Genomic DNA, 19,852 nt, shown 5'->3' with positions numbered 1-19,852 from the left:
ATCTTTGTGGCTTAAAATCAATTAATGAGATTACATAGAAACTTAACGTATGCTGTAATAGACAGTTTACGAGACATTTTTAATGAAGGAGCTTATGCTGGTAAAGCTGTTGAAAAAGCTTTAAAACGCGACAAACGTTGGGGTTCTAGAGATAGAAAATTTGTAGCAGAAACAATTTACGAAATAGTACGTTGGAAACGTTTATATGCTGAAATTGCAGAAGTTAAAGAACCTTTTGACAGACCTAATTTATGGAGACTGTTCTCGGTTTGGTGTGTTTTAAAGGGAATTAAACTTCCAGATTGGAATCAAATTGAACCAACTCCAAATAGAAGAATAAAAGGTAAGTTTGATGAGCTTTCTAAAATTAGAAAGTTTAGAGAATCTATTCCAGATTGGATAGATAATATTGGTTTAGAAGAGTTAGGAGAGAAAATTTGGACTAAAGAAATTGCTGCGCTTAACCTACAAGCAGAAGTAATTTTACGTACAAATACTTTAAAGACAACAAGAGAAAACTTACAAAAAGAACTTGCTAAAGAAGGTATAGAAACTGAATTTGTAAAAAACCATGATGATGCTTTAAAATTAGTTGAACGTGCAAATGTTTTTAGAACTGAAGTATTTAAAAAAGGTTTTTTTGAAGTACAAGACGCTTCTTCTCAATTAGTTGCAGACTACTTAGAAGTTAAACCAGGTATGAAAGTTGTTGATACTTGTGCTGGTGCTGGTGGTAAAACATTACACTTAGCTTCTTTAATGGAAAATAAAGGGCAAATTATTGCCATGGATATTTACGAAAGTAAATTGAAAAAATTAAAAGTTAGAGCACGTAGAAATGGTGCCCATAATATAGATTTAAAAGTAATAGACTCTACTAAGGTAATTAAGAAACTACACGACAAAGCAGACAGAGTATTAATTGATGCTCCTTGTTCTGGTTTAGGTGTTCTTAGAAGAAACCCAGACAGTAAATGGAAATTACAACCAGAGTTTTTAGACAATATTCGTAAAACGCAACAAGAAATATTACAACAATACTCTAAAATGGTTAAACCAGGTGGAAAATTAGTCTATGCTACTTGTTCCGTCTTACCTTCTGAGAATCAATTACAAGTTGATAATTTCTTAACAACAGAGTTCGGAAAAAACTTTACATTTGTTGCAGACAAAAAAGTGTTAGCACACACTTCTGGCTACGACGGATTTTATATGGCACTTTTAGAAAGAAAACAAAATTAAAAATTATGGTTAAAAAATTACTTTCACTTTTATTTATTACATCAATTTCATTAAGCTTTGCACAAGAAGCATACTATAGTGATGTAGATTTAACATTAGCAGGTACTGATTTAAAAGATGCCTTAGCTACAAAGATTACAGCTACACATACAAATATGTTAAACTATACTCCTGGTGTTTGGGAAGCATCTAAAATAACAGATGCTAATCCAGCAAATACTTCCGAAGTAGTTTTAATATACGGTTGGGAAGATGGTTCTGATTCTGACATTACCAATGACAGAGAAAGAGACAATACATTACAAGATTGTGGTACTAGTTGTAATAATTTTGTTTGGAACAGAGAACATGTATTTTCTAAATCTTTAGCAAATCCAGTTTTAATAGGACAAGGTAATAGTCAAGGTCCAGGTTCAGACGCTCATAACTTAAGGCCTGCTGATAGAACTCGCAACTCTGAAAGAAACAATTATAAATTTGCTTTAGGTTCAGGTAATTCTAGTCGTTCTTCAGCAACTTATAATGGTCCTGATGGTCCTAATACTGCTGGTTGGTATCCTGGAGATGAATGGAAAGGTGATGTAGCAAGAATGATAATGTACATGTACCTTCGTTATGGTGAGCAATGTTTACCTACAGCTGTTGGAGTTGGAGACAATCAATTTACACAAGATGATATGATTGATTTATTCTTACAATGGAATGTAGAAGATCCTGTTTCTGATCTTGAAAAAACAAGAAACACATATCACGAAGACACTACAAATAATACCTACGCACAAGGAAATAGAAATCCTTTTATAGACAATCCATATTTAGCAACTCGTATTTGGGGTGGAGATTCTGCAGAAGATCTTTGGAATTTATACGCACCTACAGATACACAAGCACCAACTGTACCAACAAATGTAACAGTAAGTAACGAAAACTTCACTTCTTTAGACGTTACTTGGGATGCTTCTACAGACAACGAAGCGGTAACTGGCTATAATATATATGTAGATGGTACTTTAACGGCACAAACTACCGCAAATACTAGTACAACATTGGTAGATTTAAACCCTAATACAACCTATAGCATTACGGTTTTAGCAAAAGATTTAATAAATAATTTTTCTAATGAAAGTGCTCCTGTTAACGGAACAACGTTACCAGACACTACTGCTCCTACAGCACCAACAAACGCTACTGCAAGTACAATTTCAGATAGTTCTTTTGTATTAACTTGGGATGCTGCTACAGATGATAATGAAGTAGAGAGTTATGACGTTTATTTAGACGGAGTTTTAAATAGTAATGTTACCACATTAACATATACTATTATTAATTTATCACCAACAACTAGTTATACAGCGTATGTAATTGCTAAAGATACTTCAGGTAATCCATCTGCACAATCAAATACAGTTAATGTAACTACAACAGCTGGTGGCTCTGGAACTGCTACAGAATTATTCTTTTCTGAATATTTAGAAGGTGAGCCAGGAACAAGAAAAGCATTAGAAATAGTTAATTTAACAGGCGCAACCGTAGATCTTGCTGGCTATGTTGTTAAGTTAGAAAGAAATGGTGCTGGTGTTTGGACTACTCCATTAGCTTTAAATAGTGGAACTGTTCAAAGCATAGTTCCTAATGATGTTTTTGTAATTGGTAATGGAGATAATTCAGATCCTGAATTACAACCAAACTCAGCTTCAAATCCTCTTGGACAAGTAGATTTGGTACAACCAAATAATAACGATACTAATTTTGGACAACCCGTAAATTTTAACGGAAATGATGCTGTTGCCTTATTCAAAAATGATGTGTTAATTGATATTATTGGTGTTTTTGGCGATGATGCTTATTTTGCAAAAGACGTAACCTTAAGAAGAAAAGGAGATATTTCTAGCCCAAATACAACCTATACAGAATCAGAATGGGATAGTTTTCCTAAAAATACGCTAGATGGTATTGGAAGCCATACTTCAACCTTAAGTACAGAAGATAATACTTTTGAATCTTTCAAAATGTTTCCAAACCCAACAAACGGAGACACAGTTTACTTTAGTGTAACAGAAGACGCAACAATACAAGTTTACTCTACATTAGGTAAATTAATTTCAACACAAGAAGTTACATTAAGTAATAATAAAATTGATGTTTCTAACCTTAGTAAAGGGGTTTATCTATTAAAAATAAATTCAGAGAAAAGATTTATCACAAAGAAATTAATTAAAAACTAAAAGAACATGAAAAAATTAAGCCTCTTACTAATCTTCTTTTTAACAATAACAATAAACGCTCAAGAAGCATATTATAGTGATGTTGATTTAACTGCTGAAGGTATTACGTTAAAAGAAAAATTAGCTATTAAAGTTACAAATACACATACCAACACTTTATCTTATGGAGAACTTTGGAATGCATTAAAAGCAACAGATGAAGATCCTGCAAATGCTAATAATGTTTTACTTATTTATGGATATAGTGATAGTGATGGAAATTACGTAACTGATAAAACAAGAAGCAAAAGTTTAAATGGTGGTACTCAAGGTACAGATTGGAACAGAGAACACGTTTACGCTAAATCTAAAGGAACGCCAAATTTAGGTACTTCTGGTCCTGGTGCAGATGGTCAACATCTACGTCCTTCTGATGTAAGAATGAATTCTAACAGAGGTAGTTTAAAATTTGCAGATGGTTCTGGTAATGCAGGTAGTGTTTCTGGTGGCTGGTATCCTGGTGATGAATGGAAAGGTGATGTTGCAAGAATTATGATGTATATGTACATTAGATACGGAGATAGATGTTTACCAACTAATATTGGTGTTGGTAGCGCTGCTTCTACTCCAGATAATATGATAGATTTATTCTTAGAATGGAATGTAGAAGATCCTGTATCTGATTTTGAAAGACAGAGAAATACTTATCATGAAAATACAAGTAACACGTATGCACAAGGAAATAGAAACCCATTTATTGACAATGCTTATTTAGCTACAAGAATTTGGGGTGGAGATGCTGCAATAGATTCTTGGGGAATTTATACTTCTACAGATACCGAAGCGCCAACTGTACCAACAGATTTAGCTTTAAGTAATATTACAACAACAAGTATAGATGCTACATGGACAGCTTCTACAGATAATGAAGCGGTAACAAAATATGAGATTTATGTAGACGGGACTTTAAACGATGAAACTGCAAATACAACATTTACAATTACAGGTTTAACTCCAAATACAACGTATGCCGTTAGTGTATTAGCAAAAGATATCGCTAACAATAAATCTGACCAAACTACTGCAGTAAACGGAACTACATTGTCAGACTCAACACCACCAACTGTTCCAACAGCTGTTACTATATCTAATGAAACTGGAACAAGCTTTAAAGCTAGTTGGTCTGCTTCTACTGATGATTCTGGTGTAGCTAGTTATGATGTTTTTATTGATGGAGTTCTAAATGGAAATACAACAAATACAGAATTTGTAGTTACTGGTTTAACTATTTCTACAACATACACTGTTACAGTTCTTGCTAAAGATGCTGCTAATAATCAATCCGCCCAAAGTGCTCCTGTAAATGGAACAACTACAGATGGTACAAGTAGTGTTGCAGAACTTTTCTTTTCAGAATATGTAGAAGGAGGAGGTTATAACAAAGCTTTAGAAATTGTAAATTTAACAGCTAACCCTGTAGATTTAAGTACTTATTCTGTAAAAAGACAATCTAATGGTACATGGGAAACTGCTTTAAATTTAAGTGGTTCAATTGCTGTAAATGATGTGTTTGTAATAATAAATAGCGCTACACCTGCTAATCAACATTTACTTGATGAAGCAGATTTACAAATTAATAATTCAACTCCTATGACTTTTAACGGGAATGACAGAGTTGGTTTATTTAAAAGCGGTACTTTAATTGACATTATTGGTGATTTAGATGGAACAGATAACTTTGCAAAGGATGTAACCTTAAGAAGAAAATCTTCTGTGTCTGAACCAAATACAACTTACACTATTAGTGAATGGGATGAATTTCCTAAAGATACTGTTGATGGTATTGGGAGTCATACTTCTACCCTAAGCACAGAAGATCATACATTTAGCTCTTTTAAAATGTTTCCAAACCCAACAAATGGAAATAAAGTATATTTTAGTGTTACAGAAGATGCAACCATAAAGGTTTACAATACTTTAGGAAAATTAATTGCTACTCAAGATGTAACTTTAAATAACAATAGTATTGATGTTTCTAACTTAGGAACTGGAGTTTATTTATTAAAAATAAAGTCTGATAAACAATACATTACAAAAAAATTAATTAAAAAATAATTTAATTATTCTTTAAAAAATCAAAAAAGTCGGCTATTCAAGTAGCCGACTTTTTTAGTTTATAAATAAGTGAATAACTATCTAATTTCAATCAAATTAATATTAACTATTCAATTGAAAAAAAGTAAATTTGCATTTTACAACAACACACAAACACAACACTATAATGATTCATTTCTTTGGAAACAAAAACAGTAAAGTATTTGCTGTTCAAACAACAAAAGAATTAACTTCAGAAACCATAGCCAAATTAACATGGTTATTTGGTAATCAACCTAAAATAGATGAAACTTCAATAAACGCTTTTTTTGTTGGACCTAGAGCTGCAATGATTACTCCTTGGAGTACAAATGCTGTAGAAATTACTCAAAACATGGGGATTTCTGACATTATCAGAATTGAAGAATTTACTGCTTCAACAGAAGATTTCTCTGATTTTGATCCAATGATTTCTGAAAAATTTAATGGATTAAATCAAGATAGTTTTACTGTTGAAATTCAACCAGAATCTGTTTTAGAAATTGATGATATTGCCGCTTATAACAACCAAGAAGGTTTATCTTTAAGTGATGAAGAAGTTTCTTATTTAGAAAGTGTTGCTACTAAAATAGGAAGAAAATTAACAGATTCTGAAGTATTTGGTTTTAGCCAAGTAAATTCAGAACACTGTAGACATAAAATATTTAACGGAACTTTTGTTATAGATGGAGAAGAAATGCCAACTTCACTATTCAAATTAATAAAAGAAACATCAAAACAAAATCCTAATGATATTGTTTCTGCATATAAAGACAATGTTGCTTTTATTAAAGGACCAAAAGTGGAACAATTTGCACCTAAAACAGCAGACAAACCAGACTTTTATGAAACATTAGATTACGAATCTGTAATATCTTTAAAAGCAGAAACACATAACTTTCCAACAACTGTAGAGCCTTTTAACGGAGCTGCAACAGGTTCTGGAGGAGAAATTAGAGATCGTTTGGCTGGAGGAAAAGGTTCTTTACCTTTAGCAGGAACAGCTGTTTATATGACTTCGTATTCTCGTTTAGAAGAAGGCCGTTTTTGGGAAGATAAGTTTGAAGCTAGAGATTGGTTGTACCAAACACCAATGGATATTTTAATAAAAGCATCTAATGGAGCGTCTGATTTTGGAAACAAATTTGGGCAACCTTTAATTACGGGTTCTGTGTTAACATTTGAGCATGAAGAAAATTCTTCTTCAAGTGATGCAGCTGCAAGAAAACTAGGTTTTGACAAAGTAATTATGCAAGCTGGTGGAATTGGATACGGAAAAGCAGAACAAGCTTTAAAAGACACACCAAAAGAAGGCGATAAAATTGTAATTCTTGGTGGAGAAAATTATAGAATTGGAATGGGTGGCGCTGCAGTTTCTTCTGCAGATACAGGAGAGTTTGCTTCAGGAATTGAATTAAACGCAGTACAACGTTCTAACCCAGAAATGCAAAAACGTGCTGCAAATGCAGTTCGTGGAATGGTAGAAAGTGAAGAAAACTTTATTGTTTCTATTCACGATCATGGAGCTGGTGGACATTTAAATTGTTTATCTGAATTAGTAGAAGACACTGGTGGAAAAATAGATTTAGACGCTTTACCTGTTGGAGATCCAACATTATCTGCAAAAGAAATTATTGGTAACGAATCTCAAGAAAGAATGGGATTGGTTATTGCAGAAAAACATATAGATACTTTACAAAAAATTGCAGAACGTGAGCGTTCGCCAATTTATACTGTTGGAGATGTTACAGGAAATGATCGTTTTACTTTTGAATCTAAAACTACTGGTGAAAAACCAATGGATTTAGCTTTAGAAGACATGTTTGGTTCATCACCTAAAACTATAATGACAGACAAGACTGTTGTTAGAAATTATAAAAATTCTAGATATAAAATTAAGAACTTTAAAAAATATTTAGAGCAAGTTTTACAATTAGAAGCTGTTGCTTGTAAAGATTGGTTAACAAATAAAGTAGACCGTTGTGTTGGTGGTAAAGTTGCCAAACAACAATGTGTTGGTCCTTTACAAATTCCGTTAAATAATGTTGGTGTTATGGCACTAGATTATAACGGAAAAGAAGGTGTGGCAACAAGTATTGGCCACTCGCCTATTTCGGCTTTAATTAATCCTGAAGCTGGAAGTAGAAATGCCATTACAGAAAGTTTAACCAACATTATTTGGGCGCCTTTAAAAGATAATTTAGATTCAATTTCTTTATCTGCAAACTGGATGTGGCCTTGTAAAAATGAAGGTGAAGATGCTCGTTTATATAAAGCTGTTAAAGCGGTTTCAGAATTTTCTATCGGTTTAGGAATCAATGTTCCTACAGGTAAAGATTCTTTATCTATGAAACAAAAATATCCTGATGGAGATGTAATTTCTCCGGGAACTGTAATTATTTCAGCTGCAGGAAACTGTAACGAAATTAGTAAAGTTGTAGAGCCTGTTCTACAAGTTGATGGTGGAAATATCTACTATATTAATATTTCTCAAGACAATTTTAAATTAGGAGGAAGTTCTTTTCACCAAGTATTAAATACCATTGGAAATGAAGCGCCAGATGTAACCAATGTTGATTTTGTAAAAAACACTTTTAATACAATTCAGAATTTAATAAAAGATAATAAAATCACAGCAGGACACGATGTTGCTTCTGGTGGTTTAATTACAACTTTATTAGAAATGTGTTTTGCTGATGTTAATTTAGGAGCCGATTTAAACATTACTACTTTAAATGAAGAAGATGCTATAAAAGTTTTATTTGCTGAAAATAGCGGAATTGTTTTTCAAGCGGATGCTTCTGTAGAAACAATTTTATCAGAAAATAATATTGAGTTTTTTAATATTGGAACTGCAACTAATTCAGGAACTGTAAACATTCAAAATAACGAAGATGCTTTTTCTTTTGATGTTTCTGAAATGAGAGACGTTTGGTATAAGACCTCTTTCCTACTGGATCAAAAACAAACAGCAAACGGTTTAGCAAAAGATCGTTTTGATAATTATAAAAAGCAACCGTTAACTTATAAGTTCCCCGAAAATTTTACAGGAAAATTACCTAAAATCGATAAAAAGAAGCCAAAAGCTGCAATTATTAGAGAAAAAGGAAGTAATTCTGAACGTGAAATGGCAAATGCCATGTATTTAGCTGGTTTTGACGTAAAAGATGTTCACATGACCGATTTAATTTCTGGGCGTGAAACATTAGAAGATATTCAGTTTATTGGAGCCGTTGGTGGTTTCTCTAATTCAGATGTTTTAGGTTCTGCAAAAGGTTGGGGTGGAGCATTTAAATACAACGAAAAAGCAAATACAGCTTTAAAAAACTTCTTTAAAAGAGAAGATACATTATCTGTTGGTATTTGTAACGGTGCACAATTATGGATGGAATTAGATTTAATAAACCCAGATCATAAAGTACACGGAAAATTAGTGCATAACGATTCTAAAAAACACGAGAGTTCTTTTACTTCTGTAAAAATTCAAGAAAATAATTCTGTAATGTTATCTAGTTTAGCAGGAACGGAATTAGGTGTTTGGATTTCTCATGGAGAAGGAAAATTTAACTTACCAGAAACGGAAGAAAACTATAATATTGTTGCAAAATACGGTTATGAAGGATACCCAAATAACCCAAATGGTTCAGATTTTAACACAGCAATGTTATGTGATAAAACAGGAAGACATTTAGTAACAATGCCACATATTGAGCGTTCTACTTTTCAATGGAACTGGGCAAACTACCCAACAAACAGAAAAGATGAAGTTACGCCTTGGTTAGAAGCGTTTGTAAATGCTAAAAAATGGTTAACAAAATAATTTAAAAAAAGTATATCAAAAAAGGGCTTTTTTAAAAAAGCCCTTTTTTTTGTTTTAATATAAAATGAAATGAAAATTCCAGAAAAATATCAATTTATAGTTGCGCTTGGAAAAGCGTTACATGTTTACGGTATTCCTTCTTATAAAATACAGGCTTACTTAACAAGAGTAGCAGAAAAACAAGGAATTACGGGTAGTTTTATGGATACTCCAACTTGGATTAATTATGTATTCTATGAAGAAGATAACTCTTATAATTATGTTGAGTGTGTTCCTCCAGGATCTCTAAATTTAGGAGCTTTATCTAGAATTGCTGAGCTAACCAATAAGGTTATTGATTCTAAAATTGATAATGAAACTATACATAAAGAATTAAATAATATACATGCAAAAACTAAGAAAACAAATCATTTACAGTCTACTTTGGCTTACGCTGCTTCTGCGGGTTGTTTTAGTATAATGATTGGTACTAATTTAGTTTCTTTTGCTTTTTCTTTATTACTAGGTGCACTTATATATTTTTTAGTCTATTTAACTAGTAAATCTAGTTATTTAGAAAATATCTTTGAATCTTTAAGTGCCTTAATTGCAACAATTATTTGTTGTTTATTAACGTTAATTTTTCCAAATTTTAATTTAGGTTTAACCATATTAGCTTCTATTATTATTTTTATTCCAGGGCTCGCAATTACTACTGCTTTAGAAGAAATAACTTCTAAAAGTTTGGTGTCTGGTAGCGCAAAGCTTTTTGATGCTATTATCTTATTATTTAAACAGTTTTTTGGCGTTTTACTTGGCTTAGCATTGATGACATCTATAGTAGATATTGATCTAACGTATCATGTATCTGAAATGCCAAAATGGACACTGTTTTTTGCTATTCCTATATTTTCAATAGCATTGTTACCAATATTTCAGGTGCGTAAAAAAGATATGTTTTTTGGTGCGTTAACAGGTATAATAGCATTTTTTACTACCGTTTTATTTTCTGGTTACGGAGTGTTAATTAGTACGTTTATTGGTACTTTGGTGGTTGTTGGAGCTAGTCGTTTATTTAGTTTGATTTCTAAAACTCCTAAAACAGTGTTTTTAATTCAAGGTATTGTAATGCTTGTTCCTGGAAGTAAATCTTTTATGGGTTTAAGTAACTCCTTTTTTAATCCGTCTACTACTACAGGTTCTGCAAATCTATTTGAACAAGTTGCTTTTATATTAATGGGAATTATTGGTGGACTTCTTTTTGCGGGTACTTTTAGAGAACGAAATTCCAGAAAAATTGAAGTAGAACCAAAAAAATAACTTCACTTGTATATAAAAAAATCAGCTTTTAGAATATTCTAAAAGCTGATTTTTTTTTGCGTTAGGGATTGGAGCGGCATCCTTTTTGCTTTTTCTGCAAAAAGATATAGCGTAAAGCCCGACCTTTGGGAACGCCCAAAATATAAAACTACTGTACTTTTCTTATTTTAGACTCTCCAATTATTAGTCCCTTTTTTAAGGTTGCATCTCCTTTATATAAAATTGTAGCTTCACCGTAAGCAGTAACTTTTATCTTTTTTGAGGCATTAAATTGAAAGGTTCCGTCTCCATAAGCGGTTATTTTTGTTTCTTTTGAAATAACATCTGATGCCATAACATTACTTGCGCCATAAGCTGTTATTCTTTGCTTATTTATGGTTCCTTTTTCGATATTTAAAAAACTTTCTCCATAGATAGTTACGTTTAGTTTATCTACTTCTATGTTACTAATTGTAACTTCTGACTTCCCGTAAATTCTTAATTTACATGCTTCTTGAATTAAGGGTGACTGAAATGTTATTTTTTCTTCTCCTCTTAGAGAAAATATTGCTACATCTGTATATGTAATAGTTACCTTAACTACTTTATTTTTATATAATGGAACTTTTGTTTTATGGTCTCCATATACTATTTTTTTGTTTTTAGTATAGGTTTTTGCTCCTTCTAAATAAACTTGTAAGGTTCCATTTTCTAATTCGTATTTAAATTTTTCTCTTGGAACACTAATATTTTCAATTGTAATAGCTTGCTCATTTCCTTTTATAAAAACTGTTTCTATATGAGGACTTACTATTACTTTGTCAAAACTATTGTTAAGCTTAATAGTTTCTTGTGCTTTTAATTTACCGTTGATAAATAATAGCATTAGTAGTAAAGTAGTTATTTTAAATTTCATGGTTGTTAATTTAGTTTATTTTTAATATCAGTTGTTACTACATAAAAGACTTATATAATTACGTTTTGTGACTCTTTCATTCATTTTTTGTAAATAAAAATAAATTTTGGACTTTTTTAGCCCTAAAAAATTGGATAAACAATAAAATAGATAATTCGTACTATTTTATTTAAAAATAGTACTATTTTAACCAAAAAAAAAGGAGAAAATGAATCTAACTTATTATGATATAGAAAAAACTGGCCATTTGGTAGATGAATTCTATCATATTTCTTATTCAGAAAATGCGCTACCTTTTAATATTGTTATGATGCCTTTTGGTTTTTCTGGATTTACTTTTATTTATAACAATGGGCAAAAAGCAAAAATTGGAAAAAAAGAAAATGAACTTAAAAAATTAGTAATTAATGGCCAATTTTACAAGTCTTATAATTTTTTAGTTGAAGAAGTTGGTTATTCTTGTGGTATAAATTTTAAGCCAACTGCTTTGCATAAACTAACAAATTTAGATATATCTAAGTTTACAAATAAACATAGTACTCCCGAGCTAATGAACAACGATTTTTCTACTAAATTTCAAGTAATTTTTAACTCACATAATAATGATTTTGATAGTTTATTTAATAATTTAGAAAGCTTATTACTAAGCTTTCCATTAATTGAAAACAAAAATACCAAAGCAATAGACAATGTTATAGAGTTAATACATAAAGAGCAAGGAATGCTATCTGTAAAAGATTTATTAGCAGTAATACCTTTTGGTCAAAAAACGTTAGAAACTCAGTTTAAAAAAATAGTTGGTTTAACTCCTTCTAAATACATGAGAATTTATCGCTTTAAAAAATTAATGGAAAAATATGAAAAAAATAAAATTGAATTAAAAGATTTAGTTTATATGTATGATTATTATGATGAATCTCATTTTGCGAAAGATTTTAAATCATTTACATCTAAATCTCCTAAAGAATACTTTAAAAAAGATTTTACGCTAATAAAAGAAGCTTTAAAAAATTAATTTACGATTATTTACAATTAATATTTCATATCTTTTATTAACTTAGCTACTATAAGCTTATATATATTTATATGTTTTGGGGGAAACACATTAAATAATAAGTTTTGTATGAGTTGGTATAAAATGTACCAGCTCATTTTTTTTATTTAAAACTGTCACAACTTAACTTTATTTTGGTCTTTAAAGTGTAATCATTCTAAAAACAATAAAGATGAAAAATACAGCTACACTACTATTTCTTTTATTTATAACTGCAGGGTTTTCTCAAAAAACTATCCATGCTTCAGATTTATTAAAAGACATTAAAGACGGAAAAAAAATTACAATTTCTAATGCAACTATAGAAGGTGTTTTAGATTTAACTTACATGGATGAAGCTTTACCAAAACTACCAAAAAGAAAAAAATGGTGGAATAACGGCGGCAGTAACGAAGTAACAAAAATTATAGAAAGCAAAATTTCATTTATAAACTGTGTATTTACAGATGATGTTTTAGCTTATATTCCAGATGAAGACAGTGGTTATACATTTACAGCCGATTTTGAAAGCACAGTTACTTTTAAAGATTGTACGTTTGAACGCAAAGCTATGTTTAAGTATTCTGATTTTGAACGTGATACAGACTTTTCTGGATCAAAATTTAAAGATGATAATACTTTTAAGTACGCAAAATTTGATAGAGCAATTAGCTTTAATAACACCATTTTTGAAGAACCTGCTACTTTTAAATATGCTGAGTTTAGAGAAAATGTAAGTTTTGCAAATTCAATTTTTAAAGAAACTGCAACGTTTAAATATTCTAAATTTAAAGATGGTGTATCTTTTAATAACACCAAGTTTCAAGAAGATTTAAATTTAAAATATACTAAGGTTACTGGCGAATTTGACATCAAAAATATGGAAGTTAATTATGAAATTGACACAAAATACACCTCAATTAACGGTAGAGGTTTTAGTAAGTCCGATTTAAAAAACAAATAAGAATTACAATATGTAACAAAAAAATCCGCTGTTAGTAAACAGCGGATTTTTTTATTCTTCTTCGTCAGAATTATTCAAAAGAGTTTCAAAACGATCTCGTTTCTTTTCCTTTCTACTTCCTTCATACAATTCGTACTTTACAAATCTAGTATCTAAATCACCGTTTTTAAGCGGTATTCTCTTTGATGTTCTTAATCCAACATTCTTTAAAGCATCCATGTCAGAAGTAATTAACCAAGCTGTAGAACCAGGGTAATTATTTTTTAATGTATCTCCTATTTTACCATAAAACTCATTTACATCAATATTTAAACGCTCTCCATAAGGCGGATTAAACAAAATTGTAGTGTTACCGAAAACTTCTTTCTTAGAATTAAAAAAGTTAACATGATGTATTCCAATAAACTCTTCTAAATTGGCATTAATAACGTTTTGTTTTGCTTTATTAACTGCAGATGGCGCTTTATCAAACCCCATTATTTTAAAATGCGAATTTGTAATCTTTTTTAATAACGAATCTTGAATTGTATAATACAAGTCTTCATTATAATCCTTCCAGTTTTCAAAACCAAAATGCTTACGGTTAATATTTGCTGGAATATTGTTAGCAATCATAGCAGCTTCAATTAAAATTGTCCCAGAACCACACATTGGGTCAATAAAATTTTCGTCACCTGTATAACCAGAAAGCATTACCAAACCAGCCGCTAAAACTTCGTTTATTGGTGCAATATTCGTAGCACTTCTATATCCTCTTTTATGTAAAGAATCTCCAGAAGAATCTAAAGAAATAGTTAACCATTCTTTCTGTATGTGAATGTGTACTTTTACATCCGGATATTTTAAATCTACATTAGGTCTTTTGCTATATTTATGTCTAAAATAATCTGCAATTCCATCCTTAGATTTTAAAGAAATATAATGAGAATTAGATGTAAAATTCTTAGAGTTTACAACAGCTGCAACTGCAAATGTTCCTTCCGCATCTAAATACTTTTCCCACTTAATTTTTTGTATTGCTTCGTATAAATCTTCTTCATCATATACCTTGCAAAATTTAATGGGTTTTAAGATTCTAATAGCAGTTCTCAATGCAATATTTGCCTTGTATAAAAAACCTTTATCACCTCTAAAACTTACGCTTCTAATTCCTTCTTTTACATCTTGTGCGCCTAATTTCTTAAGCTCATTTGCCAACACACCTTCCAAACCTTTCATGGTGGTTGCGGTCATTTTAAAGTCAGTTCTTTCCAAAATCTTTATTTTTTATTTGGGCGTTACTTTATCCTGAAAGCATTCAGGACCAAGTCGCGCTTTCCACTATATCTTTTTTTTCGTGCCTCAAAAAAAGGATGCCGTTTCAATCGCTAACGCGCACAACAACATGCTCTTATTTGCAACCACAAAAGTAGGTTAAAAAATTGGTTATAAAAATGTAAGAAATGCCTATTTTTACGACCTTAAAATTATGAAAGCCTATAAAGGGCTATTGGCCAAAGAAAACTATTTTCTCTCCAATATTTTAAGTAATAATTATCTAATTTTTAGAAATTTTTTAAATGACTGTTGACTGGTTTACATCTTGGTTTAATACACCATATTATCATATATTATATAAACATAGAAATGATAACGATGCGCAATTGTTTATGAAAAACATAACGCAGTTTTTACAATTACCAACCACAGCACATATTGCCGATTTACCTTGCGGTAAAGGACGTCATTCAGTTTTCTTAAATTCCCTTGGTTATAAAGTAACAGGAGGAGATTTAAGTAAAAACAGTATAAAACACGCAAAACAATTTGAAAATGAGAATTTAAAATTCGAAGTTTGGGATATGCGTAATCCCCTAGAAAACAAATACGAGGCTGTTTTTAATCTTTTTACAAGTTTTGGATATTTTGAAGCAGACAGTGAAGATATTACCGTTTTAAAGTCCATGAAAAATGGATTAAAAGAAGATGGCTATTTAGTTTTAGATTTTTTAAATGTTGCTAAATTAAAAGAAAGCATTGTAAAAAAGGAAACAAAAAACATAGAAAATATTGAGTTTCACATTCAGCGAGAAATCAAAAACGGATTTATATTAAAACACATTTCTTTTTTTGCAGATGGTAAGCAACATAATTTTACAGAACAAGTTAAGTTTTTAGAATTAGAAAAATTTCAACAATATTTTGAAGAAGTAGGTTTAGAAATACAACAAATTTTTGGTAATTATAAACTAGAACCCTTCGAAGCAAAAACATCTGATCGTTTAATTTTTGTACTAAAATGAGTTATATTTTATTAATTTTATCAGTAATCTTAGGCGCTGTTTTGGTTTTATTAAAAAAACCAAACAAAAATTTAGTTCGTTTACTATTAGCTTTTAGTGGCGCATATTTATTATCAGTAACTATACTACATCTTTTACCAGAAGTTTATATACATGCTTCTAGCGTTAAAAATGTTGGTATTTTAATTCTCGTAGGAATTTTATTACAATCTGTTTTAGAATCATTTTCTAAAGGTGCAGAACATGGACATATTCATTTACATACTAACGACAACAAATTTCCTTGGTTATTATTTATAAGTTTATGTATTCATGCATTTTCAGAAGGTTTACCAATACATCATGCAAATGATAACTTATTATGGGCAATAATTGTACATAAAATTCCGATTGCTATAGTGTTAACAACCTTTTTATTGCATGCTAAATATAGCAAGCAAAAAGTTATTTTCTTTTTAGCAATATTTTCTTTAATGAGTCCTTTAGGTATGTTTTTATCTAATTATCTACCAATTTTAGAAACCTATAATACAGAAATTACTGCCTTTATAATTGGTGTATTCTTACACATTTCAACCATAATACTTTTTGAAAGCACTGAAAATCATAAGTTTAATTTTCAGAAATTTGGAGCAATATTATTAGGAATACTTCTAACAGTATTTACTTTATAATTCTTCTTCTCTATTAACCAAATCAATAGAAAAAGCAGGTAGACAAACAGCTAAATAAACACATTCATCAGTAAAAGGATTAGAGTATTGCACTCGTGTGTGTTTTTCAATTTTTATAGATTGACCAGCTTCTAAAACAACTGTTTCTCCATCTATAATAAATTGCTTTTTACCACTTATTATGTAAGTGTATTCATCAAATTTAGGTGTTTGAAAAGGTTCTGACCAACCAGCAGGAGCAATCATATGTGCAATACTTACCTTAGAATTTTTATCAGTAGCATTACCAAAATGCTCTTTTATTATTTTTCCATCTGTTGTTGGAACCACAAACGGAGTTTTTTGTATTGTATATTTTTTCATACTAATAAGGAAAGTAAACTATATTATAAACACTCTCAACATCTTTTTCAACATCTGTAAACTCATCAAATCCCTTTTCAACATAATAATAATTATCAGCTTCTTCAATACTTAATTCTTCTAAATATTTAGTAGCTAAATTAGCTAATTTGATGTTAGATTTATTCATAAAACCAATAGCTAATCTTAAAGTATTTAAATGCGTTTTATCGTTTAAAAGGCAACCTATAATACCTATACTCTCAGGTTCTACAGCAATACATTCTAAAAGAATTTTTCTTTCTTCCTCATCTATTTGAATATCATTATCTAAGTAATATTGAAGAATTACCCTTCTTTCAAACTGCGAATTAGGATATAAAATAGTTTCTTTGTTATTTAAAATAGAAAAACTCATTACCAATTAATTAAACCAAATTATAAAAGATTTAATTTTTGCTAAATCAGGAATTTGTTCTTTGCTAACTTTTTGCATATTGTTTTCTTTTATTCCTAGTTCTTCTTTATCAATAGCAATAGTAGCATTTAATTCATCTAAAAATAATGATGCAGAAGAAAATGACGTTTCTACTTTATTTATAATATTATTTGCGTTTATTTCCTCAAAAGTAGATTTTAAATTTAAACCTGATGCAGTTTTAAAACGCTCATCTAAAATTTTAATACTCTTTAATGTAGAAGTTGAATCTAATTGTTCTTTTGGTGTAATAGTTAAAAGATGCTTCCCTCCTTTTTCATAGATTTCATACTCATCGTCATCTTGAAAATAATTATCACCTTTTGCTCCTTCACTTAAAATTTTAACAATAGAATCATTCTTAAAAATGGTCTCTAATTCTTGTACAGTAGTTTTAGTTGTTAATTGACCAACTTTACCTTTAGCTACATCAAATTTACCGCCATTTCCACATTTTATAAATACTAATGAAATTAATAAGACTGATGCTAGTTTAAATATGTTCTTCATTTTTATGTTTAGTTTTTTTATAATACTTTTTTTAAGATACCAAATACACTTCTAATAAATGTAGCACTGGTTAATACTTTAATAATTGGATTTTGTCTTGTACTTCTTCTACTAGTAGAAGAACTTCTTTTACGTGTTTTCTCTTTTTCCTTTCTTTCTTCTTCTTCGGTTTTCTCCTTGTTTATTTTATCTATTTTACCATTAAGCATTTCGTAAGCACTTTCTCTATCTACTTCTTCATTGTACTTTGGTATTAACCTAGAATTATCTAAAACTTGTTTTATTTCTTTTGGAGTTAAAACGTCCATTCTACTCATTGGTGCACGTAACATTGTACGCGCTAATGGAGTTGGAATCCCTTTTTCATTTAAAACGGAAACAAATGCTTCCCCAATTCCTAATTGAGTTAAAACGTCTTTAGTAACATAATATTTTGAGTCTGGATAGTTTTCTGCGGCCAATTTAATAGCTTTTCTGTCTTTTGCTGTAAAAGCTCTTAAAGCATGTTGAACTTTCATACCCAATTGCGCTAAAATATCTTCTGGCACATCTTTAGGATTTTGAGTTACAAAATACAGCCCAATTCCTTTAGATCTAATTAACTTTACGATGCTTTCTATTTGACTTAATAATGCTTTAGAAGCTTGATCAAACACTAAATGTGCTTCGTCTATAAAAATTACTAACTCAGGTCTTCCGCTATCTCCTTGTTCTGGAAAAGTTTCATATACTTCAGCTAATAATTGTAACATAAAGGTTGAAAATAATTTTGGTCTGTCTTGAATATCTGTTAAACGTAAAACTGAAATTAATCCACGTCCGTTTTCATCAATTCTAGTTAAATCTTCAACTTCAAAAGATTTTTCACCAAAGAATAACGCACCACCTTGCTGTTCAATTTCTACTATTTTACGTAGAATAGACCCTGTACTTGCAGTAGAAACACGTCCATATTCAGCCTGAATTTCTTCTTTACCTTCAGCAGTTATAAATTGTAATATTTTTTTGAAGTCTTTTAAATCTAATAATGGTAATTTATTATCATCACAATATTTAAAAATAATAGCTACAATACCGGATTGCGTTTCTGTTAAATCTAAAATTCTTGAAAGTAAAACTGGTCCAAATTCAGAAACCGTAGCACGTAAACGAACTCCATCTTGTTCAGATATTGATAAAATTTCTATAGGAAACTTCTTAGCTTCAAAATCGAAACCAATCTTTTCGTGACGTTCATCAATCTTTGCATGTCCTGGACTTGGTTGTGCCAATCCACTTAAATCACCTTTAACATCCATCAATAAAACAGGAATTCCTTGTTCCGACATGTTTTCAGCCAAAACTTGCAAAGTTTTTGTTTTACCAGTTCCGGTTGCTCCAGCAATTAAACCATGTCTATTCAATGTTTTTAAAGGAATCTTAACAAACGCATCTGTTATCGTTTCTTCACCTAACATTGCTGCTCCAAGGTTAATAAACTCGCCTTTAGTTTTATAACCTTCGTTAATGTAATTTAAGAATTCTTCGTTTTTACTCATCTTTAAAATTTTAAACGCTTTTATTTTAAAATCACGTAAAAATAGGAAAAATCATTATTAAAACATTCATAAAAATTGAATGTTACTTATCTTTGCACTCTTATGTTGAAAAAAGAAGTACAAGAATTAATAAATAAAGGAGAAATGCTTCCGTTAATGGAAGAATTTTATACCATTCAAGGAGAAGGCGCACATACAGGAACTGCTGCCTATTTTATACGAATTGGAGGTTGCGATGTTGGTTGTCATTGGTGCGATGTTAAAGAAAGTTGGAACGCAGATTTGCATCCACCAACTAAAACAGATTTAATTGTAGAAAACACAGCTAAATACGCTAAAACTGTTGTTATTACCGGTGGAGAACCTTTAATGTGGTCCTTAGATTATATTACTAATCAGCTTCAAGAAAAAGGAATTAAAACACATATTGAAACCTCT

The 19,852-nt window shown here is 30.4% G+C and carries 16 protein-coding genes (1 of these 16 cut by a window edge); 10 read left to right on the top strand and 6 right to left on the bottom strand.

Annotated features, from left to right (window positions below):
- Positions 1-24: 24 nt before the first annotated feature.
- From LPB136_RS02905 to LPB136_RS02885, 5 genes are all read left to right on the top strand, one after another.
- Entirely contained in the window at positions 25-1,242 is a 1,218-nt protein-coding gene (locus LPB136_RS02905) for an RsmB/NOP family class I SAM-dependent RNA methyltransferase (protein ID WP_072554702.1), read from the top strand.
- 5 nt (positions 1,243-1,247) lie between these two features.
- Positions 1,248-3,467 carry an endonuclease gene (locus tag LPB136_RS02900; protein ID WP_072554701.1) on the top strand — a complete coding sequence of 740 codons (2,220 nt, stop codon included), beginning with the start codon at positions 1,248-1,250 and terminating at the stop codon, positions 3,465-3,467.
- A gap of 6 nt (positions 3,468-3,473) precedes the next feature.
- A complete protein-coding gene (locus LPB136_RS02895) occupies positions 3,474-5,561 on the top strand; it encodes an endonuclease (RefSeq protein ID WP_072554700.1) in 2,088 nt (695 codons plus the stop codon).
- Between the two features lie 166 nt (positions 5,562-5,727).
- Positions 5,728-9,399, top strand: a complete 3,672-nt coding sequence (gene purL / locus LPB136_RS02890; RefSeq protein WP_072554699.1) for a phosphoribosylformylglycinamidine synthase — start codon at positions 5,728-5,730, stop codon at positions 9,397-9,399.
- Positions 9,400-9,468: 69 nt separating this feature from the next.
- A complete protein-coding gene (locus LPB136_RS02885; RefSeq protein WP_072554698.1) occupies positions 9,469-10,698 on the top strand; it encodes a threonine/serine exporter family protein in 1,230 nt (409 codons plus the stop codon).
- A 148-nt stretch (positions 10,699-10,846) separates the two neighbouring features.
- Here LPB136_RS02885 and LPB136_RS02880 read toward each other — a convergent pair whose 3' ends face one another.
- The gene (locus LPB136_RS02880) at positions 10,847-11,593 is read right to left on the bottom strand and encodes a head GIN domain-containing protein (protein ID WP_072554697.1); all 747 of its coding nucleotides are present in this window, start codon (positions 11,591-11,593) and stop codon (positions 10,847-10,849) included.
- A gap of 208 nt (positions 11,594-11,801) precedes the next feature.
- Between LPB136_RS02880 and LPB136_RS02875 the strand changes: the two genes are divergently transcribed.
- Together LPB136_RS02875 and LPB136_RS02870 are read left to right on the top strand one after the other, a co-directional pair.
- The gene (locus tag LPB136_RS02875; RefSeq protein ID WP_072554696.1) at positions 11,802-12,608 is read left to right on the top strand and encodes a helix-turn-helix domain-containing protein; all 807 of its coding nucleotides are present in this window, start codon (positions 11,802-11,804) and stop codon (positions 12,606-12,608) included.
- A 211-nt stretch (positions 12,609-12,819) separates the two neighbouring features.
- Positions 12,820-13,590: a pentapeptide repeat-containing protein gene (locus LPB136_RS02870; protein ID WP_072554695.1), complete on the top strand. Its 771-nt coding sequence runs from the start codon at positions 12,820-12,822 to the stop codon at positions 13,588-13,590.
- Positions 13,591-13,641: 51 nt separating this feature from the next.
- Here LPB136_RS02870 and LPB136_RS02865 read toward each other — a convergent pair whose 3' ends face one another.
- Positions 13,642-14,823: a THUMP domain-containing class I SAM-dependent RNA methyltransferase gene (locus tag LPB136_RS02865; protein ID WP_072554694.1), complete on the bottom strand. Its 1,182-nt coding sequence runs from the start codon at positions 14,821-14,823 to the stop codon at positions 13,642-13,644.
- 326 nt (positions 14,824-15,149) lie between these two features.
- On the opposite strand from LPB136_RS02865, the gene LPB136_RS02860 reads away from it, so the two are divergent.
- Together LPB136_RS02860 and LPB136_RS02855 are read left to right on the top strand one after the other, a co-directional pair.
- The gene (locus tag LPB136_RS02860) at positions 15,150-15,872 is read left to right on the top strand and encodes a class I SAM-dependent methyltransferase (protein WP_072554693.1); all 723 of its coding nucleotides are present in this window, start codon (positions 15,150-15,152) and stop codon (positions 15,870-15,872) included.
- Positions 15,869-16,546 (top strand): ZIP family metal transporter, encoded by a 678-nt coding sequence (locus LPB136_RS02855; protein WP_072554692.1) that lies wholly within the window; start codon positions 15,869-15,871, stop codon positions 16,544-16,546. Before LPB136_RS02860 ends, LPB136_RS02855 begins: the two co-directional genes overlap by 4 nt.
- Here LPB136_RS02855 and LPB136_RS02850 read toward each other — a convergent pair.
- Genes LPB136_RS02850 through LPB136_RS02835 form a run of 4 tightly spaced genes read right to left on the bottom strand, consistent with a single transcriptional unit; the run spans position 16,541 to position 19,414 of the window.
- Positions 16,541-16,909: a cupin domain-containing protein gene (locus LPB136_RS02850; protein WP_072554691.1), complete on the bottom strand. Its 369-nt coding sequence runs from the start codon at positions 16,907-16,909 to the stop codon at positions 16,541-16,543. The genes LPB136_RS02855 and LPB136_RS02850 overlap by 6 nt on opposite strands.
- A gap of 1 nt (position 16,910) precedes the next feature.
- Positions 16,911-17,306 (bottom strand): hypothetical protein, encoded by a 396-nt coding sequence (locus LPB136_RS02845; RefSeq protein WP_072554690.1) that lies wholly within the window; start codon positions 17,304-17,306, stop codon positions 16,911-16,913.
- A gap of 6 nt (positions 17,307-17,312) precedes the next feature.
- Entirely contained in the window at positions 17,313-17,876 is a 564-nt protein-coding gene (locus LPB136_RS02840; RefSeq protein ID WP_072554689.1) for a hypothetical protein, read from the bottom strand.
- A gap of 17 nt (positions 17,877-17,893) precedes the next feature.
- On the bottom strand, positions 17,894-19,414 hold the full coding sequence (locus LPB136_RS02835) for a helicase HerA-like domain-containing protein (RefSeq protein ID WP_072554688.1): 1,521 nt from the start codon (positions 19,412-19,414) through the stop codon (positions 17,894-17,896).
- Between the two features lie 102 nt (positions 19,415-19,516).
- Here LPB136_RS02835 and LPB136_RS02830 point away from each other — a divergent pair, with 102 nt between their 5' ends.
- On the top strand, positions 19,517-19,852 hold the 5' portion of the coding sequence (locus LPB136_RS02830; protein WP_072554687.1) for a 7-carboxy-7-deazaguanine synthase QueE. The gene runs 297 nt beyond the window's last position; 336 of the gene's 633 nt are visible here — the first part of the coding sequence; it begins with the start codon at positions 19,517-19,519; its stop codon lies off the right edge, out of view.

The sequence above is a fragment of the Tenacibaculum todarodis genome, assembly GCF_001889045.1.
Lineage (GTDB): Bacteria > Bacteroidota > Bacteroidia > Flavobacteriales > Flavobacteriaceae > Polaribacter > Polaribacter todarodis.
This window is presented reverse-complemented; position numbering and strand designations above follow the sequence as displayed.

Coding starts and splice junctions, on each gene's coding strand:
- purL (WP_072554699.1), top strand. CDS start 5,728: ATGATTCATTTCTTTGGAAACAAAAACAGTAAAGTATTTGCTGTTCAA.
- LPB136_RS02835 (WP_072554688.1), bottom strand. CDS start 19,414: ATGAGTAAAAACGAAGAATTCTTAAATTACATTAACGAAGGTTATAAA.
- LPB136_RS02865 (WP_072554694.1), bottom strand. CDS start 14,823: ATGACCGCAACCACCATGAAAGGTTTGGAAGGTGTGTTGGCAAATGAG.
- LPB136_RS02870 (WP_072554695.1), top strand. CDS start 12,820: ATGAAAAATACAGCTACACTACTATTTCTTTTATTTATAACTGCAGGG.
- LPB136_RS02845 (WP_072554690.1), bottom strand. CDS start 17,306: ATGAGTTTTTCTATTTTAAATAACAAAGAAACTATTTTATATCCTAAT.
- LPB136_RS02900 (WP_072554701.1), top strand. CDS start 1,248: ATGGTTAAAAAATTACTTTCACTTTTATTTATTACATCAATTTCATTA.
- LPB136_RS02905 (WP_072554702.1), top strand. CDS start 25: ATGAGATTACATAGAAACTTAACGTATGCTGTAATAGACAGTTTACGA.
- LPB136_RS02840 (WP_072554689.1), bottom strand. CDS start 17,876: ATGAAGAACATATTTAAACTAGCATCAGTCTTATTAATTTCATTAGTA.
- LPB136_RS02860 (WP_072554693.1), top strand. CDS start 15,150: ATGACTGTTGACTGGTTTACATCTTGGTTTAATACACCATATTATCAT.
- LPB136_RS02880 (WP_072554697.1), bottom strand. CDS start 11,593: ATGAAATTTAAAATAACTACTTTACTACTAATGCTATTATTTATCAAC.
- LPB136_RS02885 (WP_072554698.1), top strand. CDS start 9,469: ATGAAAATTCCAGAAAAATATCAATTTATAGTTGCGCTTGGAAAAGCG.
- LPB136_RS02895 (WP_072554700.1), top strand. CDS start 3,474: ATGAAAAAATTAAGCCTCTTACTAATCTTCTTTTTAACAATAACAATA.
- LPB136_RS02850 (WP_072554691.1), bottom strand. CDS start 16,909: ATGAAAAAATATACAATACAAAAAACTCCGTTTGTGGTTCCAACAACA.
- LPB136_RS02855 (WP_072554692.1), top strand. CDS start 15,869: ATGAGTTATATTTTATTAATTTTATCAGTAATCTTAGGCGCTGTTTTG.
- LPB136_RS02875 (WP_072554696.1), top strand. CDS start 11,802: ATGAATCTAACTTATTATGATATAGAAAAAACTGGCCATTTGGTAGAT.